General features: G+C 52.7%; 24 protein-coding genes. 9 read left to right on the top strand and 15 right to left on the bottom strand.

What is annotated here, in order from left to right; translation table 11 throughout:
• The first annotated feature begins 49 nt into the window (after positions 1-49).
• Positions 50-517 (top strand): nuclear transport factor 2 family protein, encoded by a 468-nt coding sequence (locus ACR02O_RS22420; protein WP_458138379.1) that lies wholly within the window; start codon positions 50-52, stop codon positions 515-517.
• Between the two features lie 86 nt (positions 518-603).
• Here the strand turns inward: ACR02O_RS22420 and ACR02O_RS22425 are convergent, their stop codons facing one another.
• The 4 genes from ACR02O_RS22425 to ACR02O_RS22440 all read right to left on the bottom strand — a co-directional run bounded on the left by ACR02O_RS22425 (position 604) and on the right by ACR02O_RS22440 (position 3,899).
• Positions 604-1,833 (bottom strand): pyrophosphate--fructose-6-phosphate 1-phosphotransferase, encoded by a 1,230-nt coding sequence (locus ACR02O_RS22425; protein WP_445367058.1) that lies wholly within the window; start codon positions 1,831-1,833, stop codon positions 604-606.
• Between the two features lie 71 nt (positions 1,834-1,904).
• A complete protein-coding gene (locus tag ACR02O_RS22430; protein ID WP_458138380.1) occupies positions 1,905-2,279 on the bottom strand; it encodes a hypothetical protein in 375 nt (124 codons plus the stop codon).
• 112 nt (positions 2,280-2,391) lie between these two features.
• Positions 2,392-3,165 carry an alpha/beta fold hydrolase gene (locus tag ACR02O_RS22435; RefSeq protein ID WP_458138381.1) on the bottom strand — a complete coding sequence of 258 codons (774 nt, stop codon included), beginning with the start codon at positions 3,163-3,165 and terminating at the stop codon, positions 2,392-2,394.
• 11 nt (positions 3,166-3,176) lie between these two features.
• A complete protein-coding gene (locus ACR02O_RS22440; RefSeq protein ID WP_458138382.1) occupies positions 3,177-3,899 on the bottom strand; it encodes a DUF445 domain-containing protein in 723 nt (240 codons plus the stop codon).
• A 78-nt stretch (positions 3,900-3,977) separates the two neighbouring features.
• On the opposite strand from ACR02O_RS22440, the gene ACR02O_RS22445 reads away from it, so the two are divergent.
• A complete protein-coding gene (locus ACR02O_RS22445) occupies positions 3,978-4,541 on the top strand; it encodes a methylated-DNA--[protein]-cysteine S-methyltransferase (protein ID WP_458138383.1) in 564 nt (187 codons plus the stop codon).
• Between the two features lie 473 nt (positions 4,542-5,014).
• Here the strand turns inward: ACR02O_RS22445 and ACR02O_RS22450 are convergent, their stop codons facing one another.
• Positions 5,015-5,380 (bottom strand): GNAT family N-acetyltransferase, encoded by a 366-nt coding sequence (locus ACR02O_RS22450; RefSeq protein ID WP_494522417.1) that lies wholly within the window; start codon positions 5,378-5,380, stop codon positions 5,015-5,017.
• Positions 5,381-5,513: 133 nt separating this feature from the next.
• Complete coding sequence (locus ACR02O_RS22455; protein ID WP_494522418.1) at positions 5,514-5,801, bottom strand: type II toxin-antitoxin system TacA family antitoxin; 288 nt, start codon at positions 5,799-5,801, stop codon at positions 5,514-5,516.
• Here ACR02O_RS22455 and ACR02O_RS22460 point away from each other — a divergent pair.
• The gene (locus tag ACR02O_RS22460) at positions 5,800-6,159 is read left to right on the top strand and encodes a hypothetical protein (protein ID WP_494522419.1); all 360 of its coding nucleotides are present in this window, start codon (positions 5,800-5,802) and stop codon (positions 6,157-6,159) included. The genes ACR02O_RS22455 and ACR02O_RS22460 overlap by 2 nt on opposite strands.
• A 307-nt stretch (positions 6,160-6,466) precedes the next feature.
• Here the strand turns inward: ACR02O_RS22460 and ACR02O_RS22465 are convergent, their stop codons facing one another.
• Positions 6,467-7,519 (bottom strand): IS630 family transposase, encoded by a 1,053-nt coding sequence (locus ACR02O_RS22465; RefSeq protein WP_494522420.1) that lies wholly within the window; start codon positions 7,517-7,519, stop codon positions 6,467-6,469.
• A 6-nt stretch (positions 7,520-7,525) separates the two neighbouring features.
• Here ACR02O_RS22465 and ACR02O_RS22470 point away from each other — a divergent pair, with 6 nt between their 5' ends.
• The gene (locus ACR02O_RS22470; protein WP_494523479.1) at positions 7,526-7,915 is read left to right on the top strand and encodes a septal ring lytic transglycosylase RlpA family protein; all 390 of its coding nucleotides are present in this window, start codon (positions 7,526-7,528) and stop codon (positions 7,913-7,915) included.
• Between the two features lie 81 nt (positions 7,916-7,996).
• On the opposite strand, the gene shc is transcribed toward ACR02O_RS22470, so the two are convergent.
• Positions 7,997-9,964, bottom strand: coding sequence for a squalene--hopene cyclase (gene shc, locus ACR02O_RS22475; protein ID WP_494522421.1), 1,968 nt, complete (start codon positions 9,962-9,964; stop codon positions 7,997-7,999).
• Between the two features lie 436 nt (positions 9,965-10,400).
• On the opposite strand from shc, the gene ACR02O_RS22480 reads away from it, so the two are divergent.
• Complete coding sequence (locus tag ACR02O_RS22480) at positions 10,401-11,126, top strand: Crp/Fnr family transcriptional regulator (RefSeq protein WP_096876011.1); 726 nt, start codon at positions 10,401-10,403, stop codon at positions 11,124-11,126.
• A gap of 95 nt (positions 11,127-11,221) precedes the next feature.
• On the opposite strand, the gene ACR02O_RS22485 is transcribed toward ACR02O_RS22480, so the two are convergent.
• Positions 11,222-11,560 carry a hypothetical protein gene (locus ACR02O_RS22485; RefSeq protein ID WP_494522422.1) on the bottom strand — a complete coding sequence of 113 codons (339 nt, stop codon included), beginning with the start codon at positions 11,558-11,560 and terminating at the stop codon, positions 11,222-11,224.
• 318 nt (positions 11,561-11,878) lie between these two features.
• On the opposite strand from ACR02O_RS22485, the gene ACR02O_RS22490 reads away from it, so the two are divergent.
• The gene (locus ACR02O_RS22490) at positions 11,879-12,604 is read left to right on the top strand and encodes a Crp/Fnr family transcriptional regulator (protein WP_096876009.1); all 726 of its coding nucleotides are present in this window, start codon (positions 11,879-11,881) and stop codon (positions 12,602-12,604) included.
• Between the two features lie 28 nt (positions 12,605-12,632).
• Here ACR02O_RS22490 and ACR02O_RS22495 read toward each other — a convergent pair whose 3' ends face one another.
• A complete protein-coding gene (locus ACR02O_RS22495; RefSeq protein ID WP_096876008.1) occupies positions 12,633-13,004 on the bottom strand; it encodes a DUF4870 family protein in 372 nt (123 codons plus the stop codon).
• 506 nt (positions 13,005-13,510) lie between these two features.
• Here ACR02O_RS22495 and mgtA point away from each other — a divergent pair.
• Both mgtA and ACR02O_RS22505 read left to right on the top strand, forming a co-directional pair.
• A complete protein-coding gene (mgtA, locus tag ACR02O_RS22500; protein ID WP_494522423.1) occupies positions 13,511-16,120 on the top strand; it encodes a magnesium-translocating P-type ATPase in 2,610 nt (869 codons plus the stop codon).
• A 65-nt stretch (positions 16,121-16,185) separates the two neighbouring features.
• Positions 16,186-16,755: a hypothetical protein gene (locus ACR02O_RS22505; RefSeq protein ID WP_494522424.1), complete on the top strand. Its 570-nt coding sequence runs from the start codon at positions 16,186-16,188 to the stop codon at positions 16,753-16,755.
• Between the two features lie 58 nt (positions 16,756-16,813).
• On the opposite strand, the gene ACR02O_RS22510 is transcribed toward ACR02O_RS22505, so the two are convergent.
• The 3 genes from ACR02O_RS22510 to ACR02O_RS22520 form a co-directional block, all read right to left on the bottom strand.
• Positions 16,814-17,674, bottom strand: coding sequence for a transglutaminase family protein (locus ACR02O_RS22510; protein WP_096876734.1), 861 nt, complete (start codon positions 17,672-17,674; stop codon positions 16,814-16,816).
• 83 nt (positions 17,675-17,757) lie between these two features.
• Positions 17,758-18,882, bottom strand: a complete 1,125-nt coding sequence (locus tag ACR02O_RS22515; RefSeq protein WP_494522425.1) for a DUF1207 domain-containing protein — start codon at positions 18,880-18,882, stop codon at positions 17,758-17,760.
• On the bottom strand, positions 18,879-19,487 hold the full coding sequence (locus tag ACR02O_RS22520) for a BON domain-containing protein (RefSeq protein ID WP_096876004.1): 609 nt from the start codon (positions 19,485-19,487) through the stop codon (positions 18,879-18,881). The genes ACR02O_RS22515 and ACR02O_RS22520 overlap by 4 nt, the downstream gene beginning before the upstream one ends.
• Positions 19,488-19,807: 320 nt before the next feature.
• Here ACR02O_RS22520 and hpnR point away from each other — a divergent pair, with 320 nt between their 5' ends.
• A complete protein-coding gene (hpnR, locus tag ACR02O_RS22525) occupies positions 19,808-21,355 on the top strand; it encodes a hopanoid C-3 methylase HpnR (protein ID WP_096876003.1) in 1,548 nt (515 codons plus the stop codon).
• A 28-nt stretch (positions 21,356-21,383) separates the two neighbouring features.
• On the opposite strand, the gene ACR02O_RS22530 is transcribed toward hpnR, so the two are convergent.
• Both ACR02O_RS22530 and ACR02O_RS22535 read right to left on the bottom strand, forming a co-directional pair.
• Positions 21,384-23,600, bottom strand: coding sequence for a putative bifunctional diguanylate cyclase/phosphodiesterase (locus ACR02O_RS22530; RefSeq protein WP_494522426.1), 2,217 nt, complete (start codon positions 23,598-23,600; stop codon positions 21,384-21,386).
• Entirely contained in the window at positions 23,584-26,202 is a 2,619-nt protein-coding gene (locus ACR02O_RS22535) for a chemotaxis protein CheB (RefSeq protein WP_494522427.1), read from the bottom strand. The genes ACR02O_RS22530 and ACR02O_RS22535 overlap by 17 nt, the downstream gene beginning before the upstream one ends.
• Between the last annotated feature and the right edge of the window lie 377 nt (positions 26,203-26,579).

The following is a 26,579-nucleotide window of genomic DNA, read 5'->3' on the forward strand; positions in this document are numbered from 1 at the left end:
GTAGACAAACCTGTCTACTTACTTTCTCACCCCAGTCAGGAGCTTAACGATGGACAGCAAACCGCCTCTACCGCCCTTTACCGCCGACACTGCCACGCAAAAAGTCCGCATGGCAGAAGATGCCTGGAATAGCCGCGATCCGGACCGCGTCGTGCAGGTGTATACCGAAGACAGCCGCTGGCGCAATCGCGCCGAGTTTCCGGTAGGTCGCGGGCAAATTCGTGAGTTTTTACAGCGCAAATGGGCCAAGGAATTGGATTATCGACTAATCAAAGAATTATGGGCTTTTACCGACAACCGTATCGCGGTGCGTTTCGCTTACGAGTGGCATGACGATGCCGGCAACTGGTTTCGCAGCTACGGTAACGAGAATTGGGAGTTTAACGAGTATGGATTCATGCAGCGTCGCTTTGCCAGCATCAACGATTTGCCGATTAAGGCCGACGACCGCTTATTCCATTGGCCGTTGGGCCGGCGACCAGACGATCATGCCGGTTTAAGCGAATTGGGCTTGTGAAACTTGGCGGTAGAGGCGAATTTATTCGCTTCCAGTAAATAAAAAAGGGCGGATAAATCCGCCCCTATGATCAAGCCAAAAACTTGTTAATGGCTAACTTCGACTTTGCCGCCTTTTTTCTGACCAATTTCCGCCAGCGTTTGGGTGAACCAATCAGTATCGATATTGAACGGCTTGCCGCCTTTGATGCGTGGAAACTCGATAGCGCGCAATACGTTGCCGTTATCTTCGTCATGCCCCATCACGCCGGATTCGCGGCGAAACGCGCATTCCACGGCCAGATCAGCGCAAGATTTGATCAGACGCATATCATCAACATTAGCAGCAGCAGCGCGGGCGAAATAACCGGATTTCTGCACCAGGGTTTTTTCCGCCCCGATCATTTGCGCGAATTGCTCGCCAAACCATTTGCCTGGATTGACTGCATCCAGCTTGATGTGGCCGAACGCATCACGCGGCACTTCTTGGCCTTTAGCTTGCAGTTCGGCAACGATAGCTTCCACACCGGCGCCTTCGGACACGAAGATATTCACGCAATCGACTTTATCCATCACCGCGCGTAAACGCGCCGCTTCGGCTTCCAGATCGATAGCCATTTCCGGAACGAATACCGCATGCACTTCATACGATTCACGAGACAAGCCCAGCTCAGGCAGCCACTCGGCGCGGTCCAACAATTTACGGTATTCCTGTGCAGTCGCAGCGGTCAACCAACCACAGTTACGGCCCATGACTTCGTGGACGATCAGCATGCGTGGGTTGGAATTGTTCTCGGCCACCACGTTCATGAAGTAACGTGCACCTTGTTCGGCGGCAGTCCAGGCACCCAGGGATTGTTTGATCGGGAATACGTCGTTATCAACGGTTTTTGGCAAACCGATCACGGTCAGACCGTAGTTGTTTTTGGCCAGAAATGCCGCCAAATCGGCCGCCGCAGTATTGGTATCGTCACCGCCGATAGTGTGCAGAATATCGACGCCGTCTTTAATTAACTGGTCGGCAGCGACTTTTTGCGGGTCTTCGCCTTCTTTCACCAAACCGCGTTTCACGCAGTCCTTGATATTGGTCAGCTTGACGCGGCTGTTGCCGATTACTGAACCGCCGAAACGTTGCAGCAAGCCGGCTTTTTTGCGGACTTCATCGGTCACGACATAGGAGTCACCCAGCAGCAGGCCTTTGTAGCCGCCACGGTAGCAAATAATTTCGATGCTAGGATCAATTTCTGTGTAGCGTTCAATCAGGCTGCCGATAGCGGAGTTCAGGCAAGGCGCCAAACCGCCGGCCGTGAGGATTGCAACTTTTTTGGGTTTGTTCATGGGCGTTTCAAATAAAAAGTTAAGAAAAAGTGTGATGGCTCGGCGTACCAACCATCAGCTATCGCCGCGTCTCAGCGCCGGCGTTGCGATCCCTTTTGCCGCAACACTCGCCAAAACGGTGCAAGCCGCGCGATTCTAACACAAGCTTTTCTTTTATCAGGCAACGTTCGATGATCGCTCAGTTCACCCAGCTTAACCGGCTGCGCCACAAACACTACCGCAGCAAAATCCAGTGGCGCGGAGGCCCGAATAAAAGCGGAGTAGGTTAGCGGCTCGACATCGGTCGTAGTGATACTAACTTTGGTTAATTCACCGCAATGGCTTAGCGAAAGCGACAAATAATCGCTGAGCCCGTGTTCGGCCTGTGTGAGCAACAAATCCTCAAGCGGCACCGCAAGTTTGCCTCGTTTGATACCTTGAATGTGTTGATATGAATTATCTGTCATCTGTTACCGCTCCGCACTGAACTAGCTAAATTGCGGTAGCAAGCTTATCGTCCTTGCGATTTATCGCCAGTGTACCAAGGTTCTAAACCAGCCTAGATCAAGCACTTAAACGCTAAGCGGCCAGCAACCAATCTTCCACCAAGCGACAAAACGCATCCGGCGCCTCAACGTATAACCAATGGCCGGTATCTGGAATTTTCGCGATCTTTGCTTGCGGAAACACTGCATAAATCGCTTCTTCATCCAGATATTTGGAATTGCCGCCACCGATGAATAACACCGACCGGACAAACCGGCGTTCGCCGACTTCCGGAAAGCCGACTATGTGATGGGCATTTTTTTGAATAATATCCAGATTGATCCGCCAGTAGTAATTGCCGTCTTTCAGCAGCAGATTTTGCAGCAAAAACTGTCGGTAGGCTAAATCCGGAACCGCTTCGGCTAGCGCCTCTTCGGCCTGCTTTCGGTTGCCGATGCTATTGACTGGCAAACGACTCAGAGCGTCTACAAGATCGTCGAAGCTATGCTGATAACTGACCGGCGCGATGTCCGCAACGATTAAACCAGCCACCCGTTGCGGATGATGCAAGGCAAACCACATCACCGCCTTGCCACCCATGCTGTGCCCGAGCAGATGCGCGCTGGGAATAGCGTGGCTATCCATAAAAGCCAACAAGTCAGCGGCCATACTGGGATAATCCAGCACCTCGGCATGCGGCGAACTGCCGTGATTGCGCATATCCAACACATAAACGTGCCGCTGCTCAGCCAGGCGTTTGGCCACCGAACGCCAGTTACGCGAGGCGGCCAGAAAACCATGCACAATCAGTAATGGCGTGTCGCCGGGTTCGCCGAAACTATCGTAAGCCAGTTCGATGGTCGTCATCGTCACTGCGCTCAAGCAAAACCGAAGATTGCGCCCAATATCCCACCGAATACGCCGCCCCACACCACCAGCCAACCCAAATGTTGCTTGATGATGGATTGCACCATTTCCTTGACCAATTGCGGCGTTAATTCGCTCAAACGCCTGTCGATCACCATTTCGATTTTGCCGGTCAAATCCTCGCCAATCTTGTGCGCATTCAATCCTTGCTGTAAAGCGTGTTTAAACCGTTCTGACTCCACCATTTCCGAGAGGGTGTGCTGCATTTTCTCGGTGAAGGGTTGTTTTAGCGGCAATAGCGCCTCTTCGCCGCCCATCATCAACAACATGCCACCAAACGAAGAAGCCATAATGGACGATACCAAGCCTTCGTAAACCTTGTCGTAATCGACAGCGTTTAACAAGGGCTGCAAATTCAACACCTTGCCGCCCTGCTGCTCCTCTCGTTCGATGAACTGTTCGATATTTTCCACCGTGAAAAATTGCTGCATCATCAAGGCCTTGATCGATGCTTTAAACTCTTCGAAACGCGCCGGGATAATCCCCGAGCCATACAAAAACGGCACCTTTTCGAACAGCATATGAATAGCCAACCAATTGGTAATTGCCCCGGAAAATGCAAAAAAACCAATTGCTTTCAGCGTTTCCGGATAAAACGGGCTGACATAGCCGGCAGCGATAATCAGCAGGGAGATAAAGTTAGTTAAAAAGCTTTGATTCAGTAATTTTTTCATTATTTTGTTAAGTAACATGCGAACAGCAAATTTTGCCAAACACTGTTGCCGTAGGCCAGCATAAATATGGGACTAAATATGAACAATACTATTTCTCCGAACCATAACGGTGAACCCGGCAACCAAATTCTATTTGCAACCGGGATGTGTCCGTTGGGCTGGCTGCTAGTGGCGGTTAAACCAACCGGCGTTTGCGCAATCGCCTTGGGCGATGCTCCGGACAATTTAACCACAGCCTTCCAGGATAAATATCCTGAAGCGGAGTTTATAGACGGCTCACTCGAATTCGAACGCATTTTCGCCGCATTGCGAAAATTTATCGACGTACCGAAACAAGGACTGGAGCTGACATTGGATACAGGCGGAACGCCGTTCCAACAGCGCGTTTGGCAGGCATTACGGGAAATCCCTGTCGGTGCCACCGCTAGTTACAGCGAGATTGCCCGGCGCATAGGTTCGCCGAATTCGGCGCGTGCGGTGGCAAGCGCTTGCGCCGCCAATCCTTTGGCCATAGCCATACCATGCCACCGGGTATTAAGGATTGACGGAAAATTATCGGGTTATCGCTGGGGCCTGGAACGCAAAGCTGCGTTATTACGCAGGGAAGAAATGCAACACCAATCGCAAACGTTGCAGCGGTAGCTTTCTAAGCTGAACGCTGTACTTTGCGTAGGAAAAAATCGTAAATTTTGAATTATTTATGAGGCTATTCGCCAGAACGACGAAATCTCTGATGGCCTAGTCGTTATCCAGGAAAGCTAACACTTTCGTTTACAACCACAAAACGGCTAAACATCTGATCTTGATGGGGTGAACGATGGGGCTCGAACCCACGACAACCGGAATCACAATTAGGCCTGTTTTATATACTAATCAATGACTTAATCAACTCATTTGTCATCATTAGCTCAAATCAGGCCCTTGATTCTAAAGAAGTTTCATTTTATTTGTCATCAGAATTCTGATGACAAATCGAGCTATTTACGGGCTCCAAAATTAATCAAATCAAAAGTTTTGATTGGTCGCGACACGTTTGCCTTCACAGGTGTTTCCTTAAACTATGGTCGATCATGGACCTATGGTACCCAACGCATAAGGAGCCGGTCGTATAGACGCTATAAGTCAGGTTCAACCAAAATTTCCCGAACCGTCTCTAACGTCGCCATCAAGGTCATTGCTTGCAAAGGTGACTCCACAAATCCCTGTGAAAGATAAAATTGTTTGGCTTGTTCGGACAGAGCATGAACCAAAATAGCCAACCCCCGAGACGTTGACTGCCCGTACATTGCGTCGCGCAACAGCGCTTTGCCAATCCCTTGGTTATGATAACGCTTGTCGACAGCCAGTCGGCCGAGCAGCATACAGGCAAAGGATTGGGCATGTTGCGTCGCATGGCTTTGGGCGAAGCCTGATGGCTGATTGCACCGGCAGACAGGCGGTAGTAAGCAACAACATCCATGCCAGCAATTACCACAAAGCAACGCGAAGCTCCTGCCCTATGGTTTTTGAGGGCACGTTTTTTGAGCCAATCATTCAGCGTCATATCTCCGCAATCGAAATCCACTAACCGATGATCTGACGTGACAGGTCCTGGGGGCGACAGATCTAGAGCCGTCATTTATCCCAAGGCGCTTTTGTCTTAAGTAACCGGCGAAGCTTATCGGTGGGTGGTAAGGGTTGATCGAGCAACGCTTGAAATTGTGCAAATGCGCCGTCATCGACTGCGAAAAATGCCTGATTTAACAACACATCTTCTGCCGCGCGACAAGCGGCTTCCAAGATAAAGTCTGATCGACTGCGGCCTAGGCGCTCAGCAGCTTGATGAATGATATCCCGCTGCCTAGCCTTAGCGCGGATATTGATGGAAACGGGAGTCGCTTCTTTAGTTTGCATTGGTTTCATGTTCAGCCTCCACTTTGTTCAAGCTCAGCCTATTAATTTGGCTAGAAAATTGCCACACAACAAACAAAATGGCACCACCATGAGCATTTTGTCAAAGGTATGCCGATGGGGCTGGAATTATTATCCAGCAAACTGCCAACCGGCCCAAGGGCACTGGGGACGCTCTAACCTTCGGCAATTACCTCTACTTAGCTTTATCACAATGGAGTTTATTATCCCCGTACGCTTGACGCTACAATGGCCTTGGATTGATGGAGACAATCTGATTTCGCGCATGATTATCGAAGGCAGCAATCTCGGTTTGGTAAAAGCACGCGGAAGCGACGTTCAATATTGGGTTGTGCTTCAGCCAAGCTAGATGTCCTAAATACTCGAGTGAGGCGACTATGCCGATTCTTATTATGGCGTGCTGACAGCAATCGACTGTTGGTGTGCTAGCGTACAGACTCGACAATCGATCAAGTGCATCTTATGCAATAAGGGGTAGATCGGGAGAATGGCGATGCGTTTCCATCGATGGTTTTCGGTTTTTTTCAAACAGTTGCTGCTGGGGTATATGCTTGTGGTAGCCGGTTGCAGTTCGGATCAACCGTCCCGTCAAGATGACGAAAAGGCGGATGTCGTGCCTCGACAGGAAGCTCCAAAGAAACCTATTAACCCGGCCCTTAAATACCCTGTGCTGCGTAAGCAGCGGCTGGGTGCCTGAAATAAGCGGCGACATGATTGGGTAGAGCCGCGATACGGTTCATGAAGGCGTGGGCTTTTTCAAGTAACGCTTCCGCATTTTGGCTGACGGGACCACTGCGTAAGGCGGTTTTGAAATCGCGATTGAGGTATTCGTCAGGGTTCGATTCGGGCGCATAAGGCGGTAGAAAAACCAGTTCAATCCGGTCTTGTTTGTCCTGTAGCCATTCGCTAACTTGTTTGGCGTGATGCACGCGGAGGTTATCGACCACCAGAAAGATTTTTCGTGTCACGCCTTCGATCAAGCGGCCAAGAAATTCCAGAAATCGCGGGGTATTGATCGAGCCTTCGACGATTTGAAAGGCACATTCACCCCGTGCGGAAATGGCTGAAATCATGGACAGTTTGTGCCAGCGCGTCGGTGTCTTCAGCACCGGTGTCTGGCCTTTAGGGGCATAGCCTCGAATCCAATGCGTGTCTTCTTTAACGGCGGTCTCGTCGCCCCATAAAATCGTGGCGTTTTCTGCTTTGGCTCTCGCCAATAGCTGTGGATAGGTCTGCTCCAACCAGGTAGCGACTTTGACCTGATCTTGCTCCAGGGCGCGCTTGATCGGGCGTTGTGGGGTAAAACCCCACCGCTTGAGATACTTGCCCACCAGGCGATCCTGCATCTCCACGCCAAAGCGTTCCCGGATGAGTGCCTTGATCGCAGGACGCGTCCATAAGGCAAACGGCAGCTTCAGTTGCTGTGGGCATTCGCCCACGATTTGATCACGCAACCAGCATTCATCCGCCATGGTTAGTTTACGTCCGCTACCAACGCGACGCCCTCGGCTTTTTTCCAGTAAAGCACCTTCGCCTTCCTTACGGGCTCGGGCGAGCCACTCTTCAATCGTACGATGATGAACCCCGGCCACATCGGCCAACTCTTTGAGGCTCATACCTGACTGCTTGCGCAATCGAATCACCATTTGACGTAATAAAGCACGCCCTTCAATCGTTAGTTTCCGCGCATCAATTTTCTGTTTTTCCATCCGCTTATTTTATCAAATTACAGGGTATTTGAGGGCCGTGTTAATAATAAGGAAGTCGGCGAGGCATCCTGGTATGGGCCGGGGTTCCAAGGCCAGAAAACCTCCAGCGGCGAAACCTTCGACCAAAAAAAGATGACCGCCGCTCATCCCACTTTGCCGATGGGCACCAAAGCCACCGTCACTAATCAGGATAACGGCAAACAAGTCGAGGTCACTATTAATGATCGCGGCCCTACCGTCAATAATCGCGTCATCGATCTCTCATCCGGTGCCGCCAATAAGCTGGACATGAAAAAAGACGGAACGGCACAAGTCACAATCGAGACAAAGCCCAAAGCAAAGAAAGGTGCCCGCGCTAAAATTAAGCTGATTGAACCGGACGACCTAGACGAATAGGCCTGTCTCGCCTGAATGGCAAAGACGAATGACATCATTCTCCTGCATGCGGATTGCGTCGGTAACGAAGTAGTTGCCAATTTACCCAACGCGCCGTCGAATCTCGTTACGATAGCGCGCCAGCGCCCATAACGGGAAGAATTTGTCGTAACCGTGGTATTTCAGGTAAAAGAACTTCGGAAACCCTGGCGCATTAAAGCATTCGTCCTGCCAGAACCCGTCGGCGCCTTGATTTTTCAGTAGATAATTCACGCCCTCTTTGACCTCTGCACAGTCGCTTTCACCGGAGGCCAACAAGGCCAGTAGCGCCAGCGAAGTGTGGAAGGCCGTGCCGGTCGAAAATTCGCCGCGTAGGCCGGGATCGTGATAACTGAGGTTGCCCTCGCCCCAACCGCCATCGTCGCGTTGCTTGGATTTCAGCCAGGCAACGGCTTTTCGGATGCCGGGATCTTGTTTATCGATACCGACCGATTCGAAGCCCAACAACACCGACCAAGTGCCGTAAATATAGTTGGTGCCCCAACGGCCGAACCAGGAACCGTCCGGCTCCTGCTGGTCGCGCAAATACGTCAGGCATCGGTCGATCGCATCGCGATACTCCAGATGACGGGCACCTAGTTTGCCGAGCAACATGATGCAGCGGGCGCTGACATCGGCGGTGGGCGGGTCCAGCAACGCACCGTGATCGGCAAACGGAATTTGGTTGAGGAAATAATGGGTATTGTCGGCATCGAAAGCGCCGTAACCGCCATTGTTGGATTGCATGCCGGCAATCCAATTGGCTGCGCGGTGAATATTCTCGCTAAATTCCTCGCTATCGTCCTGCATCATCGCGTAAGCAACCACCGCCGTGTCGTCGACGTCCGGGTAATAACTGTTGCCGAACTGGAAAGCCCAGCCACCGCCGCGCAGATTGGGACGCTGAACTTGCCAGTCGCCGGGCTCGTCGCCCAATTGCTTGTCGGCCAGCCAGCGCAAGGCTGAGTAGATGGCCTTCGGTCCTTGCGCGTCATGGTCATGGAGCCCTGCTTCCTGCAATGCCAACACCGCCAGACCAGTATCCCAGATCGGTGAAACGCAGGGTTGACAGTAGGCCATATCGTCCTTGACCACCAACAATCGATCGATCGCCGCTCTGGCGATTTGCCGCTGCTCGTTGTCGGCGGGAATACCGAGATAATCCATGGCTTCGTAGGCATTGACCATCGCGGTAAATATCGCCCCGAGACCATCGTAGCCGTTCAGCCGGGCCATGAACCAATCTTGCGCCTGGGCGGTTGCCTTACGGCGAACCTTACCGGGGATCAAGGGCTCCATCAGCCGTCCGATGCGATCCAGCACCAGTATGGCCTTGCCCAACCGAGTGTTGACGTGAGAAAAATACTGTCGTTCCAATTCCGGCGCGGTTATGAATAACTCGGCAACGCCGATTTTGAGCGGATTGCGCGCCGCGACCCGGTTCGAACAAAGAATGGACAGCGGCACCATCACGGTGCGCGACCAGTAGGAAATCTTATCCAAATGGAATGGAAACCACTTGGGCAGCAACATGATTTCGACCGGGATAAACGGTACGGCGCGCCAGGGAATTTGCTCGAACATCGCCAGCATGATGCGGGTAAACACATTGGCTTTGGCCGCGCCGCCTCGGGCAAGTATCCAAAGCCTGGCCTTGCGCATATGTGCCGTTTCGTGCGATTCGCCGGCCAGTTTCAGCGCATAGTAGGCTTTTACGGTACAACTCAGCTCGCCCTCGCCGCCTTTATAAAGCGGGTAGCTGCCGTCAAGGCTTTGTTGGCGGCGTAGAAAATTAACGATCTTGCGCTGCAGGCCCGTGTCGATTTCGTCCATGTAATGCATCATCATGATGTATTCGGCGGGGATCGTACAATCCGCTTCCAGTTCGAACACCCAATATCCGGCCGGATTTTGCAAGCCTAGCAGTTGGGCTTTGGCCGAGGCAATGGCCCTGTCCAGTACTGACGAGGAATGACAGAAATCGGCGGTCTCAATATCCGCGCCGGACAGTGACGAGTTTTCTGTTAACATGATTTAGATTGGTCCGCCTTCGCTGCTCTGAGTAAGCTCTGTTCAGTATCCCGCAGGCCCTTGGCCGTTCAAAATAAACCGCCGCAACTGTAACGACGTTGCCGCGGCGAATGGCACCCCATGGTTCCTAGTTAGACTGTCTTGGCGGTTTCAACCGACACCGACGCGGTTGGATATTGCGCCGGCATGGCTAAAAACGCCACAGTCAGTTTAAGCGCCGGGCCGTTCACGGTCTGTGCGCTGCCGTACATAGCGACAATACTCCCGGGTAAAGCCAGCAAACGCGCGCGACGACCAGATCTAGCATATAACCGGCAAAATGCTCTGTGCTGTAGCGAACAGAGCGAAACCTCCCTCCCCCTGTACGATTGACGCTACACTAAGCTCGGATTGATGGAGCCAATCCGCGATGACCCATTTCTCTCGAAGGTAGCCAATGACCGACCTCGACCATTCAGCTCTTAACCGTTTGTTAATTAATTTGCCAAGCGCTGAATACCAACGACTAAAACCGCATCTGGAACTTGTCGAGATGCCGCTCGGCGAGGTAATTTACGAGCCCGGTGGCGAGTTGCGCTATGTCTATTTCCCCCTCACCTGCATCGTATCGCTGTTGTATGTGATGGAAAACGGCGCGTCGGCGGAAATTGCCGTGATCGGCAACGACGGCATGATTGGCGTGGCATTGTTCATGGGGGGCGGCAGCATGCCCAATCGGGCGGTGGTGCAAAGCGCGGGGCAGGCCTATCGCTTACGGGGACAGCTCATGATGCAGGAATTCAACCAATTTGGCGCGATGTTGCAGTTGTTGCTTAGGTATACGCAGGCGCTGATTACCCAAATGGCCCAGACCGCGGTCTGTAACCGCCACCACACGGTGGACCAACAATTGTGCCGCTGGCTACTGCTGAGCCTGGATCGCCTGCCCACAAACGAACTGACCATGACCCAGGAATTGATCGCCAATATGCTCGGCGTGCGCCGCGAAGGCGTCACCGAAGCCGCGGGAAAATTGCAACAGGCCGGATTGATACATTACAGCCGCGGTCGCATCACCATACTCGATCGCGCGGGCCTGGAGGCCCGCGTCTGCGAATGCTATCACGTCGTCAAAGCCGAATCCGATCGACTCTTCCCCCCCCCCCCGATGTCGCTGAATTAGGAACACACTTCATTGTTCCGCAGGGGAAGGATCAAGTCGATCAATAAAAAGCCGCTTGCCGAGTACCTCCGACGAACACCGTCCGAGCTTCGATCCTAGCGATCGGCCTGCATTTCCACGATACCTTGCTCGACATCGGCGATGCCTTCTTGCAAATTACCGGCTTTTGCCGCTTTGATCGCTGCCTTGAGTTTGGAGTTAGCCCGTTGCAGGCGAATGGAACTGCCTTTCTCGTTTTGTTGCTTCAACGCTTCCCAAGCGGCTCTAGTGCTGTCGATAAACCCTTGGGTATCGCCTTTTTTACCGATCTCAACCGCGCTGTTGGACAGGGCGATCAGATTGGTAAAACTTTCGTTCATCGGACTACCCGCAGCTTGCGCGCTCAACGATACGCAAGACAACAGTAGCGCCACCAAAAAATAACTTATTTTCATAATGTTACCTTTATAAATAGTTTATTGAAGATGCACCCGACAATTGATGGTCACTTAACGCGTACAGCGTCCCCATCTTGTTTGCTGGGTGATGACAAATTAGCTTTAAATTTCTGCCTGGTCTGTACGCTATGGCACATAACACCGGCTCGAACCGAAATTTAGTTTTTGGACGCACCCCACCAACGTGCGCCAACATACAGACAACAAAATTCCGCTTGCGTACTCTATCCATGCCCGGAAAATGATTACTCCGGCAATCGCCGGCAATTACGTTACTTTCCGGTCTAGCTTCCACGACATCGCCGGAGAGCAAGCTTGCCATCCAACCAATCCATTCATGCCACCAACCGGCTCCTGACGGCACTTCCCCCCATGGATCGCAACAACGTGCTCAATCATTGCGAACCGGTTGAGTTGGTGTTTGCCGAGATCCTCTATTTCGCCGGCGAACGTATTCATCACGTTTATTTTCCCACCAGCAGTTTTATTTCCCTGATCACGCCTGTGAATCAGAACAGTGGCCTGGAAGTGGGCTTGATCGGTAACGAGGGTTTACTGGGTATCACCCTGACGCTGGGCATCGATATCGCGCCATTTCAAGCGCTAGTACAAGGATCCGGTTCCGCTTTACGAATCGCGGTGCCATTGTTTCTGGAGGAACTGGCAAGGAGCCAGGCATTGCAATTGGAGTTAAAACGCTACCTGTATGTATCGATGAGTCAGCTCGCGCAAACCGCCGCCTGCAACCGTTATCATCAGGTCGAGGCTCGTCTGGCGCGTTGGCTGTTGATGACTCATGATCGAGCGCAAGCCGACACCTTTCATGTCACGCACATCTTCCTGGCTTATGTATTAGGCGTGCGCAGGGTCGGCATCACGAAAGCGGCGCTGTCGCTACAGCAGAAAAAGTTGATCAGTTACCGGCGCGGCGACATTACGATTCTGGATCGAGCGGGATTGGAAACTGCCGCTTGCGCCTGTTATCGAACCGAAACCGAAACCTACGAGCGAATTCTGGGGGTCGGTTGCCCGTTAAGCTAAAGTCACCGGCAACAATCGCGCTCAGACATCAGCTGATATCTCTGCCGATGGCTTGGTCCGCCGAAAACGTCGTCCAACCGACCACGATTCTGTAAATCAGAAGCAGTAATGTCGGAATCAAAATCAATAAACTCATCTGCATGTCCACCATCAGCACCAGACCGGAAAAGGCAAATCCCGCCAAAGCCATCCACGCGGTTTTGATTTGCCAATTGAAATGCGATTCCAGCCAGGTATCGGCGACGTTGCTCCGATAAATGAAATTAATGGCAACACCCACCAACAAAGGTAGGCCCGCAAAGGCAAACGTTAATACCTGACACAGGTAAACCGTCGCGGTCAGTTTTTTGAGTCCGGCAAAATCTTCGGTGTTTTTTTCCTTTGTGATTATCGTGTTCATAATAGTTACCTCATCGTGAAAAACCTATTTGCGACTCTGCAGAGGCAATCTCTCTCTTAAGTCGAGCCGCGCTCAACAGCATCGAGCGCTACTCCAAGGCTAATCTCAAACACTGTCGTTGTCTGTGCGCCAGCGTACTTACACGCCTCACCTTGAGAACCTAATCCCTTCACCGCTAACACTAGACCTAAGTAAGTACGCTAGCGCACAGACTTGCTTTGCCTTATCCGTATAGGCTGTAGCATCGGGTTCGATGTGCGCCCAAGACTAACCCCTGATCTGCTGGAATGATTTACCTACGCAACCGCCAAATCGGCAGTCGCAACTATGCCCACGAACACGGTATGGACCGGTCGAAAGACGATCGTTGGCTTTGGCTGTATTGAGGCGTTAAAGTCTTACTGGCCAAAGAACAGCCAGCGAGACAGGCTCCCACCCCGGATTTGTCGATGGCAGTTGCCAACATTTCCGAACAGTGTCCTACTAACTGCGTCATCGAGTAGCCCATGACAATATCGAACAAAGAAATAATCGCTGAAACTGCAAGTTGGTGGCAGCAATCGGCCTCGCAACTTAAAACGGCACGCGCTAACGATATGGACGGATTATCCAGCGCCGAAGCCAAAGCCAAGTTGGCCGAATTCGGCCCCAATCTGTTCCGCGACCGCCAACAGCAATCGTTAGTTCTGCAATTTTTGTCCCGCTTCAAAAACCCGTTGGTGATTTTATTGCTGGTCGCCAGTGCCATTTCCGCGTTCACCGGCGAGATCACCAATTTCGTGATTATCAGCGTCATGGTATTGTTCAGCGTCACACTGGATTTCGTCCAGGAACACCGCGCCGGCAAGGCCGCCGAAAGCCTGCGCCATTCGGTTTCGGTCAAGGCCAGGGTTATGCGCGACGGCAAACCACGGGACGTGCCGGTGATCGAGGTAGTTCCCGGCGACGTTGCGCTGCTCGCCGCCGGCGACATGGTGCCGGCCGATGGTTTGCTGGTAGAAGCCTGCGATCTGTTCGTCAAACAGGCCTTGCTGACCGGGGAAGCCTACCCTATCGAAAAACATCCGGGCGAATTACCAGCCGACGCCACCGATTTGCAGGACGCCAGCAACGCCGTATTCATGGGCACCACCGTGATCAGCGGTAGCGCGAAAATGCACGTCATAAAGACCGGTCCGGCCACCGCGATCGGCGCCATCTCCGACAGCCTGACCCGCCAGCCGCCGCCGACTGCCTTCGAGATAGGTACACACCGTTTCGGTTTGCTGATCATGCGTCTGACCGTGTTGCTGGTGCTGTTCGTGTTATTGGTCAATGCCTATTTGGGTAAACCCTGGCTGGAATCGTTTCTATTCGCCGTGGCGCTGGCGGTGGGCTTGACACCTGAGCTATTGCCAATGGTGGTATCGGTTACGTTATCGCGCGGCGCCATGCACATGGCCAAGAAAAGAGTGATCGTCAAGCGTCTGGCCGCGATTCAGAATCTGGGCTCGATGGACGTGCTCTGCACCGACAAAACCGGCACCTTAACCGAAGCCAAGATCAGACTGGAACAGCATGTCGACCCGCAAGGCCAGCCCAGCGCACGAGTGCTGGAACTGGCTTATCTGAACAGCTTCTTCGAAACCGGCCTGAAAAGCCCGCTCGACGAGGCCATTCTGGCCCACGAAACCATCGATGTCGGCGCCTGGAAAAAGATCGACGAAGTGCCATTCGATTTCGAACGGCGACGGGTGTCGGTGCTGCTGGACAAAGGCAACGGCCGCTTGTTGGTAGTGAAAGGCGCTTCCGAGGAAATCATCACCCTCTGCACCCGCTACGAACAACAAGGCAGCGACGCGCAACTGCCGCTCGATCCGGTCAGTCGAGCACGTATCCACGAGCAACATAATGCGCTGGAACGAGAAGGCTTCCGGGTGTTGGGCATCGCCTGGCGCGAAGTACCGCCGGATCATCCGCATGCGGTGGTCGGCGACGAAAGCGAGCTTATCTTCGCCGGTTTTGCCGGCTTTCTCGATCCGCCTAAGCAAAGTGCCGGTGCGGCATTGGCGGCCCTGAAAAATAGCGGGGTGACGGTAAAGATCGTCACCGGCGACAGCGACCTGGTAACTCGGCACGTCTGCGCACAATTGAACATAGCGGTGACAGGTGTGTTGACCGGTAAAGACATTGAGGCGATGGACGACCACGCCTTGCGCGTTCGCGTCGAAAAAGCCAACCTTTTCTGCCGGGTTAACCCGGCGCAGAAAAACCGGGTCATCCTGGCCTTGAAAGACCGAGGCAACGTGGTCGGCTATCTAGGCGACGGCATCAACGACGCGCCGTCGCTTCATTCGGCGGATGTCGGCTTATCGGTGGACTCAGCAGTCGACGTGGCCAAGGAAGCGGCGGAGATGATTTTGCTGGATCAGGATTTACAGGTGTTGCACGACGGCGTGCTGGAAGGCCGGCGCACCTTCGGCAATATTTTGAAGTACATCATGATGGGCACCAGCTCCAACTTCGGCAATATGTTCAGCATGGCGGGCGCAGCACTGTTCCTGCCCTTCTTGCCGATGCTGCCGACGCAGATTCTGCTCAACAACATTTTGTATGACGTTTCCGAAGTGCCGATTCCATTGGATCAGGTCGATGCGGAAGAACTGCGCAAACCGCGCATATTGGACATGAACTTCATCCGCAATTTCATGCTGGTGATTGGCCCGATCAGTTCGGCATTCGACTTCCTGACCTTTTACATTCTGTTAACGGTATTGAAAGCCGACGAGGCCCTCTTCCAAACCGGCTGGTTCGTCGAATCGCTATGCACCCAAGTGCTGGTGATTTTCATCATCCGCACTCGCGGCAACCCATTCAAAAGCCGCGCCCACCCGGTGCTGGTTGCCACCTCGCTGTCGATTGCGTTGATCGGCGCCATCCTGCCGTTCACCCCGCTAGGCCACTACTTCGGCTTCGTGCCACCACCTGCCCAATTCTATTTCATCCTGGCCGGAATGGCGGTGTCGTATCTGTTGGTGGTGGAACTGGCCAAGCGGGGGTTCTATCGCTGGAATAAGCCTTTCAATAAACCAAGCCAACCTCGCCTTGGGTCGATTTCGCCTAAATACCTCGCGTGAAAGGAAGCTCGCGTGCCGACTTGCTTAACCACGGAACCAATACTTCTTTACCACGAGGAAAAACCATGCAACTTGACCAACAAGAACTTCAGGTTAGTACGTACAAGCGCCACTTCAGCATTGAAGAAACCGTATTTGTCGTCATGATGATGCTATCGCTATTGGGCATCGTCATTACCGACTTTTCACAGCACGATGGCTACGGCTACTGGATGTTCATGGTGTTGGTGTTTGGCGCGCTTTCGATCTTTGTTTCCTGGTTGCAAGCCAAAACCCTTGAAAACGACATCCGGGAAATCGTCAGAATCCAGGGCTTACACTGGCTGCAAACCTTGCTGATCGTCGGCGCATCGTCCTTATTAAATAAATCGGGCGATATTTCGGAAATTAGCGCCAGTCTGGTGATTCTATTGATATTGTCATTGGCAACCATGTTGGACGGTATGCGGATAGGCTGGCAATTCAGTCTGCTGGGTTTCTACCTCGCCACCTGTGCCGTGCTCGTGGCCTACGTCAACGCGTTTATCTGGGCTTGCAGCGTATTGGCATTACTGGTGGTGGCTGGCACCCTGCTTTGGGGTTACTGGATACGCGCAGCCCGGATACTCGCTTCCAAGATCATCGCCAAACGTTAGAGCACCGTTGCATCAACACCCTTTTCCGCTTTATTAAAGAAGTTGTCCAATATGGTAGCTATTCCTGTATTTCCGTGACCGAGACTGCCACTTCCATCTGCGGAAACTCCATGCGATTGGCGACAAACGAACCGGATACCGGCGGCACCGATTCCGGATGCCGACCGACGGCGACGGCAATGTGATCGTTGCCGACTACCGTACCCGTCGTCGAATCGAAGCCCTTCCATCCGGCACCCGGTAAATAAGCTTCTGACCAAGCATGGGTTGCGCCCTGCATCGGCATTAAGCCGGGCGAATATTGATACCCGCTGACAAATCGCGCAGCTAGGCCCAAATAATGGCACGCCTCGATGAATAAGGTAGCAAAGTCGCGACACGAACCCGCTCTGCTCGTCAAGGTCAACAACGGCGATTGAACCCCAGGTTGATCGCGTTGCAAATGACGGAAGTCTGAGGCTATGGCGCGGTTGATTCTGTCAAGCAAGACATAGGTTTCCAGAACCTGGCCCGGTCGCCAGATCGTTCGCAACCATTCGCCTAGCTGCGGATCGGGGATAAAAATCGGGATCAGATAAGGACCAAGGTCGGCATATTCGGCGGGATCGTAAAGAAAGGGATAAAAAACGGCACTATCCGCTACCAGAAAATCCAGCGGCTGGTCGTCGTAATGCTGAAGGACAACCCAACTGTCGATGGATAAGCAATTGCCGGGTTCGGTAAAATTGACCAGAGCGACAGCATTGTCGTAAACGTCGCGCTGCCATTGCAGGCGGTGGTTCGGTTGAATCGTCAGCTGATTCGATTCAATGTGAATATCGTGACCTTCGCGAGGCCGCAACAATAATTTGTGCGGCAAAAACCTTACAACTTCGCTGTACCGATAAGTCGTTACGTGCTTGATTTGCAAACGATGCATCACGCCCACTGGCAGCGGCCTCCCAATCGCAACGAAAACACTCGGCCCACCAGGGCGCTTAGCAAAGCGCCCGCTTTCGACAGTTAAAAATGATAATGTGCCCCCAAACCGACATATTCCACCTTGTCTTTGTAAAACTGGCCACTCGGGGTGTAACCGTTAAAGTATTCGACCAGAATCTGCAGTTTGCGGCCCAGGACCTTTGAGTTATCGAACTCAACGCCGGCTCTGGCCGATATATCGGTACTCCAGTTGTTTTCATCGTAATTCTTGATATCGGCGGCAATGATGGGGCGCATCGCCGCGAAATCCAAGCGCCAGGGACTTCTAAACTCGATACCGTATTGGGCCGACCATATTTTCAGTGCCGAAGGTTCCCGGTGAAATAAACCACCGCCACCGCCGTATATCCTGATGCCGTAAGGCAGTTCGTACGACAGCTTCAAATCCGCCCCTTCGTAACTCAGATTCACCCGTTCGAACTTGGTGTCGAGCTTACGCAGCAAGAATTCGTCGCCCAGATGCGAACTCTGATGATAAATCCTGCCAAACGCGGAAAACTGCCCTGCACGTACGCTGGAATAGAGCGCGGCGAAAAAATCAGTATTGACCAGATCGGACGACGCAGCGTCCAGGTTGAAATCGCTAAAAACGCCGGCCTGAATGCCGGTTTCCCATTGCGCGGTGGAATGGCCGATGTTGGCGCGATAAAACGGGATGGTTTCGCCAAAACTCACCGAGGCGATGTCCCGGCCGTCGAAATTGTTGCTTTGGTAATTGCGGTAGGCCGCGGAAAAATGCGCCCAGCGCGGATCGGCCAACAAGGGTTTGAACAAATGACCTGTCGGCAACAACCCGGTCGGTAATACCAGCGTATCCACTGTCGTTACCGTCGTTGTATCACCGGCAAGTGAAGCGGCTTCCCTAGATTGCTCGCTGGTGGTTTCCGCTATTTTGACCGCGTTAACACCGTGGATCTCAGACAGTATCTTGGTCGCTTCGACCCGTTGCGTGTTTGTCAGATCGGCAGCGGGCAAGGTTATTACCCCATCTTTTACTGCCAATGTCGGCATATCGAGTTTTAAATCATGCTTTAACGCGGCGGCGGCATAACCGGCGATGTATGCATCGTCGGCAACCGTAGCATGGGCAACAACCGGCATCAGTGCAATGCCGGCGACCAACATGAAGCCGGAACAGCCACTCATGGCTTGCTCGGGGTGGCTGCTTTAATCGTCAATTCGCTTTGCACCGATTTAACGTGTTCCTGAACATTGACCAAGCCAATGGCCCTGCCGATCAGTTGTTCGGAATCAACGGCACCGCTCAGCTTCACTACGCCGTTTACCGTGGTCACTTCGATCGGTGCAAGTTTAAGGAAATCATCGTTTAGCAGCGCGGTCTTGACCTTGGCCGTGATCGCCGCATCGTCCAGGTATTCGCCAGTCGCTTTGCCTGCATCGACGATCGATTCCTTGGCGCCTTGGATACGTTTTTCGCTGTTGTTGATGGCCTTATCAAACTGTTTCCCGGCTTTTTCCAGTGCGTCTTTAGAGGCCTGTGCCGATTCATCCATGGCTACGCCGGTTTGTTCCGCCTTCTGTTCGACCGTTTGTTTGGCCGCATCTACTGTCTGCCCGACTTTTTCGTTGGTTTGCTCGATCTTTTGACCGACATTGTCCATGGCCTTATCGATTTTTTGCCCGGCCTTCTCCGCCGAATGCTCGGGTTGGCAGGCGCCAAGCCCCAAGGCTATAAGGATGCAACTTAAGGCGAGTAATTTGTTTTGCGTGTGCTGATTGATGGTGTTCATGGCTTACCTGTTGGCTTGTGTTTTTAAAATCGCGTCAAATTGGAGCGAAAACACTGCCGCTAGACAAACTTCGAAATCGCTATAGGCAGTGCGCTGTACTCTTGACGCCATTCTAAAAGCCTGATCGAGCCTGGTCTGTACGCTATCGAACATAAGACAACTCCCTTTGCCACCGTCTAATTCCTTGAATTAATTAAGTTTGACCGCCGCGACTTGGGTTCTTATAGTGAACTCGAATCCAAGGTTACCAGCAAACGTTTATGCTGATGCTGAAGCATGGAACGCCGCGAACAGTCATTACCCATCGAGGAGTCAATGCCATGAAGTTTCTTGCTGTTCATCCCGGCCCGTTGATGTATACCAAGGTGTTTTTGCGGCTCGAACCGCTCGGTTTGGAATTGGTCGCCGATACCGCGCGCCGCGCCGGTTGCCAAGTTCGTCTGATCGATTTGCAGGTGGAATCGCAGCAAGACTTGAACCGGCTGCTGAATGACTGGCAACCCGACATCGTTGCCTTTTCATTGAATTATCTGGCCAATGTGCCGGAGGTAATCGATCTGGCCAAGGCTGCAAAAGATCGTTTGCCGAACAGTTTTGTATTCATCGGCGGTCATAGCGCCTCCTTCACCGCCGAAGAATTGTTGGAACACGGCGAAGGCAAAATCGATGCCGTCATGAAGGGCGAGGGCGAATCGGGACTACCGTTGTTGCTGGACGCCCTGAAAGACGACCGCGCCAACCTTCACAGCGTTCCAGGCGTCGTGACCATGAAAGGCGCGGGTGGACAACCGACCTTCATTGCCGATTTGGACGACTTGTCCCCGGCCAGGGATCTGCTCAAACACCGCAAGAAATATTTTCTGGGCATGCTCGACCCATGCGCATCGATCGAATTTTCCCGCGGCTGCCCCTGGGATTGTTCGTTCTGCAGCGCCTGGACTTTTTACGGCCGCAGCTATCGGGTGATGAGTCCGGACAAAGTTGTCGAGGAAATGCAACTCATCCGTGAACCGGGCGTTTTCATCGTCGACGATGTCGCCTTCATCCAGGAGAAAATGGGCTTTGAAATCGGCGAAGCGCTGATCAGAAAAGGCATCCGCAAAAGATATTATCTGGAAACCCGAGGCGATGTGCTGCTCCGCAATAAGGACGTCTTCAGGCTTTGGAAACAGCTGGGGATGAGTTATCTGTTTTTGGGTATTGAAGCTATTGATGAGGGCGGTCTGGAAAAATACCGCAAACGCATTGACTTGAGCCGTAATTTCGAAGCGCTGGAATTTGCCCGCTCGCTGGACATTATGGTCGCCATCAATATCATCGCCGACACCGATTGGGATCACGAGCGGTTCAGAGTGGTCCGCGAATGGTGCAAGGAGGTGCCGGAAATCGTCAATATCAGCATTAATACGCCCTACCCCGGCACCGAAAGCTGGCTGACCGAATCGCGCCAGCTGACCACCCGTGATTACCGCCTGTTCGACATACAACATGCGGTGCTGCCGACGCGGATGCCGATCGAAGAGTTTTACGCCGAATTGATTGAAACCCAACGGGTGATGTTCACCAAGCACATGGGCTGGACGGCGATGAAAAAACTGTCAAAAAACATCGGCGGCAACCTGTTGCGCGGGCAAACCAATTTCGTCGGCAACTTATGGAAGTTCGACAAGGTCTTCAACCCGGCACTGCAACTGGCCGATCACCAAATGCCGGTCAAATACCAAATGAAACCGCCGGTTCGCGATACTCAATTCGCCAGCGCCAAGGCGCTGTCGCAATCGCTATATGTCCATCAACCGTTGGGACGAGCCAGTCGGCAATTGGATGACGAGACGGAGAAATTCGTTGACGCCAGCAGAGGCGAATGAGTCAATCAAGAAATCAGCGCATACAGCTTCAGGCCTGAGTTGAACTGAACAGTTTCTCGAACTCCAGGGCCGTGACCGGTTTCGAGAACAGGTAGCCTTGTCCGTAATCGCAGCCGGCCTGGGTTAATAAAATTCGCTGCGCCTCGGTTTCCACGCCTTCGGCAATCACTTTCATACCCAGAATGTGCGCCAGCATGATAATAGCCTCGCACAGAGCCATATCGGTGGAACCGGCGGTCAGGTTGGAGACAAAGGTCTGATCGATCTTCAAAAAATCGATGTGGTATTTTTTCAGATAGGACAGCGACGAATAGCCGGTGCCGAAATCGTCCAATGACATCTGCATGCCTGCGTTTTTAAAGGCCCGCAATTTGTCGGCGACGGTATTGGACGCATCCAGCAACAGCCCTTCGGTAATCTCCACCGCAATGCAACCGCCCGGCAATCCGAGACGCTGCAAATGGTCGAACCAGTCGCCCAGTTTGTCGCTATTGTTGTGAAACTGGGCGGGCGATTTATTGATACTGATCTGAAACTGAGCGTGATGATTGCAGCGCCAGGCTGCGACTTGTTCAGCCACTTGATGAAACACCCAGGAACCTATTTCGGTGATCAGTCCGGTGTCTTCGGCGATGGGAATGAATTCGGCGGGATTGATGAGGCCGCGGGTTGGATGTTCCCAGCGTATCAACGCTTCTGCTTTGTAAATCGCGCCTGAGGCCAGATCCACAATGGGTTGATACGCCACCCAGATTTGCTTTTCGACCAAGGCATGGCGCAGATCATTGGTCAGCCGCAAACGAATTTCCGCGGCTTCCTGCATCGCGGGCGTAAAGTAACAAAACCGGCTGCGTCCCATTTTCTTGGCGGCATACATGGCCTGGTCGGCTTTTTTCAGCAAATCCTCCAGATTAGCGGCATCGTCCGGATACAGCGCGATGCCGATACTGACCGAGATGTAACAACGTTCATCCTTCAACTGGAACGGCGCCGTCATGGTCCGCAGAATGGCTTGAGCAACCCGCTCGATACTGTTGATGTCCTGCAATTCACCCATGATCAGGGTAAATTCGTCGCCGCCTGGCCGCGCCAGCGTATCGGTTTCGCGGATGCAGGCCATCAGACGTTGCGTGGTTTCCTTGAGCAAGCAATCGCCCACGTCATGCCCTAAGGTGTCGTTAATGTCTTTGAAATGATCAAGGTCCAAGAACATCAACGCCAGTTTTTGATGGCCGCGATGGCTTTTATTGATGGCTCGCTGCAAGCGATCAAGAAACAGGCGCCGGTTAGGCAGGCCGGTAAGCGGATCGACATTGGCTTGTCTCTGAATGATTTCCTCCGCTCGTCGTTGTTCGGTAATGTCGGAAAACATCGCCACCCGTCTAACGATCTGACCGTTGTCGCCATACACGGTGCTGATGGCTAAACGGGCCAGAAATTCCTCGCCATTTTTACGGCGGTTCCATAGCTCGCCTTGCCATTGGCCCGTTTGATTCAAGGTTTGCCACATCGGCTGAAAAAAAGTCTCATCGTAACGACTGGATTTCAGCAGCGAGGTCGATTGCCCGATGGCTTCTTCCGCGCAATACCCCGTCTGTTTGCTGAATGCAGGGTTGACCGCGACAATTCGACTGTCGGCATCGGCAACCATAATCGCCTCTTCGATAGCCAAGTAGACGGTCGCCGCCAATTGCAATTCTTGCTCGTTGCGTCTGCGCTCGCTGATGTCCACCATTGCTACCAGACAGGTTCGATTATGCTTATCGGCATTCGCCTCGATGGTCACCCAGCGGGTGATACCGCCCGATACCAAAACCATCTCGCAATGCTGTACGCCGACATTGGCAAAGACCTGTTGCAGAAATTGATGGAATGCCGGCCGATAGTCGTTAGCAATAAATTCGGCAAAGCGTCGTCCGCTTATCTTGATGAGTTCGACTCCCAACAAACGCTCGCCACTGAAATTGGTTTGATGAATGCAGCCGTCATCCCCCAGGGTAAGGTAGGCAATCGGCGCAAAATCGAACAGTTCCGCGTAGCGTTCCAAGGCCTGCTCGGCGCTGGCGCGGGCATCCCGCAAGGCCTCGTTCTGCATTTCCAGCTCGATCTGATGCACTTGTAATTCATGCAGCAAACGGTGTTGTTTTGGATCAACCGATTTGTCCGGCTCATCATCACCCAACTGCTTTTCGGCACGCTGGCGCAGGTCCCATTTATGGTCAGCGGCGTTATCCCGATTTTTCATGGCTGTTCCTTAATTCGGCTTCCAACTTCTTGGTTTCGGAGATATCGATAAAGGTAATGACCACGCCGTCGATCAAATTGTCCTGAGTCCGGTACGGCATGATCCTCACCTTGAACCAGCATTCGTCGCTCGCTCTGACTTGTTTTTCAACGAACACTAACGTACGCAACACCTCTTGAGCGTCCTGTTGCAATTCCGGATAGTCCAGATCGGTGACGATGTCGGACAGCGGCCGACCGACATCGGCGGCGATCAACTTGAACAAACGGCTGATGTGGCTGGTAAAACGGCGGATATTGAGCGCGCTGTCCAGAAATACCGTGGCGATTTCCATGCTGTTCAACAGATTGTTCATGTCATTGCTGGCCCGCGACAGATCGTCGACCTTGACCTGCAATTCGGCATTCACCGTTTGCAGCTCCTCGTTGAGTGATTGCATCTCTTCTTTGGACGTAGTCAACTCTTCGTTAGTGGATTGCAACTCCTCGTTGGTCGACTGCAGCTCTTCATTGGCGGATTTGAGCTCTTCCTGCGAAGTCTGCATTTGTTCGCGTAAGGTTTGTAAATCTTCCTGGGCTTGAAGCAGCTCTGCCTGGAGTAGTTTCTGCGCCGCGTTCGGCGACTTGCGCGACATTTTACCGGCCGGTGGTGTCGCAACATCGGTAAACACCACCATCAACATGCCCTTTAACGCATCGGGTTTGTTAATGGCTTGCACCGTCAAATTAACGGTTTGGCTACCGCCGTCCGTCGCGACCGTCAGTCCCGGTATCTGCACGACGTCGCATTGAGTTCTGGCTTTCTTTAGCGCCCCCATCAGTTCGTTTCGCAATCCCTCGCGGGCCATGGCGTGAATATTCCAATTGGCTTTGCCGGCGGCCGGCTCCAGATATTTACCGGTCCTGCCGCTGATGTAAAGGATGTCACCATCGGCATTGACCAATACCGCCGCCGGCGCAAAGTGCTGCAACAGTAATTGATCGGCCAGGGTTTGCAGGTTGGCGATAGGTTGGTTTTTTTCGGTTTCTTCGACCATGGTTGCGACAGGAAAATATTTGGTGGGGAAGTCGACATTCAACGGAAAAGGCGTGTCGATGCGCCGATAAAGCCTCAATTTATTGTCGATCGCGCTAAATAAGTGATTGGCATTGCCTATGGTTTCGGCATTGCCAAGCGTCAGAATGCCGTGGCTGGTGAGGGTGTAATGGAACAGCAAAATTAGTTTTTGCTGCAATTCCTGACTTAAGTAAATCAATAGATTGCGGCAGCACAGCAGGTCCAGTTTGGTAAATGGTGGCGCCATGATCACGTTATGGGGGGCGAAAATCACCATCTCGCGAATTTCCTTTTTAATGCGATAGCCGCTGCCATCGATGGTAAAGAATCGACTAAGCCTGTCCTCGGAAATATCGCCGGCGATATTGGCCGGATATAACCCTTGCCGCGCCTTGTCGATGGCATCTTGATCCAGGTCGGTGGCAAAAATCTGTAGTTTAAACGGCAGCGGACTCGGGGTTTCCGCCAATACTTCCTTGAATATCATGGCCAGGGAATAGGCCTCCTCACCCGTCGAACAAGCCGGCACCCAGGCCCGCAGGGCTTTACCGGCTGGATATTCGGCCAGCAAGGCCGGGATCGCCTCGTTCTTTAGCGACTCCCAAACCGCAGGATCGCGAAAGAAACTGGTGACGCCGATCAGCAATTCCTTGAACAGCAAATCCAGTTCCTGGGGATTCTCGCGCAGATAGCGCACGTATTTGGCTATCGCGTCCACTTGGTGCAAGCCCATGCGCCGTTCGATACGGCGATAGATGGTGTTTTTTTTGTACAGCGAAAAATCGTTACCGGTGCGCTCGCGCAGCAGGATAACAATCTGTTCCAACGCGCTTCGGCTTTTCAATTCCAAACCCATGTTCGTCACTGCATGCAGACCGCGCGGACTGTGCTGGAGATAAGCCAGTATCTTTGCCCATAGCTCATGTGGCGGCGCCACGATATCCGCCAAACCAGCGTCAATGGCGCTACGCGGCATCGAATCGAATTGCGCGGATTCCGGCGCTTGCACCAGAGCCAAGCCGGCGTTTTCCTTGATCGCGCGCAGTCCCAGAGTACCGTCCGACCCCATACCCGACAGAATCACGCCGATTGCCCGTTCATACTGGTCGTCGGCCAATGCGCGAAAAAACGCATCGATTGGCAATCGCAAGCCTCTAAGAGCCTGAGGTTCGAGAAGGTGCAGTTTGCCGTGCAGTATGGATAAATCCTTATTGGGCGGAATGACGTAAATCCAGTCCGGTTTGACGGCCATGCGATCGCCAGCCTGAATGACGGTCAGCGGCGTCACGCGCTGCAACAATTCCGGAAGCATGCCTTGATGATTGGGATCGAGATGCTGAATGACGACGAATGCCACACCGCTAGCAGGCGGTACCTGGGCAAAAAAATGTTCCAGGGCATCCAGGCCACCCGCCGATGCGCCTATAGCAATGATAGGCGGCGTACTATTGCTATCGGCACGGGATTTGACTTTGGAGGCTAGGTGATGCGAGCTGATAAGCGTTAAGGCGTCGGAACCTACAGTGGTAGCTTGAGTTTTAACCATTTTTCAGCTCACTTGGAATTGGAAGAATGCAGATAAACACGCCACTACATTTTTGTCATCTCTTTGCGCGAATCTGTTAGATAGGTTTTATAAGGTTTGCAGACCAATTAGTTCTCCGTCCTTAATAATTTTCAAGATAACACAGTACGATCATTCTATCGGTGCGTTAACAGACATAACGCTTTTGGTCCGAACAGGGAATCAATATTCATAGGGCGCACTTAACGCCATTTGCCGGCCGTGACCGAGATTCTATTGCGCCGGAATGGTCTGTGCTTGCTTGTGTAAATACCGAGGAAGGTAGCGGCGCAAGCGATATTCACTTTTGCCGCAATAATCTGGGAGATGTGGTGTGTCTTTTCAGTCGGCGATGCGAC

It is taken from the genome of Methylomonas sp. PHL2-19, assembly GCF_059331595.1.

Coding starts and splice junctions, on each gene's coding strand:
- ACR02O_RS22455 (WP_494522418.1), bottom strand. CDS start 5,801: ATGAAACCAATGCAAACTAAAGAAGCGACTCCCGTTTCCATCAATATC.
- ACR02O_RS22485 (WP_494522422.1), bottom strand. CDS start 11,560: ATGAAAATAAGTTATTTTTTGGTGGCGCTACTGTTGTCTTGCGTATCG.
- ACR02O_RS22530 (WP_494522426.1), bottom strand. CDS start 23,600: ATGAAAAATCGGGATAACGCCGCTGACCATAAATGGGACCTGCGCCAG.
- ACR02O_RS22425 (WP_445367058.1), bottom strand. CDS start 1,833: ATGAACAAACCCAAAAAAGTTGCAATCCTCACGGCCGGCGGTTTGGCG.
- ACR02O_RS22420 (WP_458138379.1), top strand. CDS start 50: ATGGACAGCAAACCGCCTCTACCGCCCTTTACCGCCGACACTGCCACG.
- ACR02O_RS22495 (WP_096876008.1), bottom strand. CDS start 13,004: ATGAACACGATAATCACAAAGGAAAAAAACACCGAAGATTTTGCCGGA.
- mgtA (WP_494522423.1), top strand. CDS start 13,511: ATGACAATATCGAACAAAGAAATAATCGCTGAAACTGCAAGTTGGTGG.
- ACR02O_RS22465 (WP_494522420.1), bottom strand. CDS start 7,519: ATGGAAAAACAGAAAATTGATGCGCGGAAACTAACGATTGAAGGGCGT.
- ACR02O_RS22515 (WP_494522425.1), bottom strand. CDS start 18,882: ATGAGTGGCTGTTCCGGCTTCATGTTGGTCGCCGGCATTGCACTGATG.
- ACR02O_RS22535 (WP_494522427.1), bottom strand. CDS start 26,202: ATGGTTAAAACTCAAGCTACCACTGTAGGTTCCGACGCCTTAACGCTT.
- ACR02O_RS22520 (WP_096876004.1), bottom strand. CDS start 19,487: ATGAACACCATCAATCAGCACACGCAAAACAAATTACTCGCCTTAAGT.
- shc (WP_494522421.1), bottom strand. CDS start 9,964: ATGTTAACAGAAAACTCGTCACTGTCCGGCGCGGATATTGAGACCGCC.
- ACR02O_RS22460 (WP_494522419.1), top strand. CDS start 5,800: ATGTTCAGCCTCCACTTTGTTCAAGCTCAGCCTATTAATTTGGCTAGA.
- ACR02O_RS22435 (WP_458138381.1), bottom strand. CDS start 3,165: ATGACGACCATCGAACTGGCTTACGATAGTTTCGGCGAACCCGGCGAC.
- ACR02O_RS22445 (WP_458138383.1), top strand. CDS start 3,978: ATGAACAATACTATTTCTCCGAACCATAACGGTGAACCCGGCAACCAA.
- ACR02O_RS22480 (WP_096876011.1), top strand. CDS start 10,401: ATGACCGACCTCGACCATTCAGCTCTTAACCGTTTGTTAATTAATTTG.
- hpnR (WP_096876003.1), top strand. CDS start 19,808: ATGAAGTTTCTTGCTGTTCATCCCGGCCCGTTGATGTATACCAAGGTG.
- ACR02O_RS22430 (WP_458138380.1), bottom strand. CDS start 2,279: ATGACAGATAATTCATATCAACACATTCAAGGTATCAAACGAGGCAAA.
- ACR02O_RS22505 (WP_494522424.1), top strand. CDS start 16,186: ATGCAACTTGACCAACAAGAACTTCAGGTTAGTACGTACAAGCGCCAC.
- ACR02O_RS22440 (WP_458138382.1), bottom strand. CDS start 3,899: ATGAAAAAATTACTGAATCAAAGCTTTTTAACTAACTTTATCTCCCTG.
- ACR02O_RS22510 (WP_096876734.1), bottom strand. CDS start 17,674: ATGCATCGTTTGCAAATCAAGCACGTAACGACTTATCGGTACAGCGAA.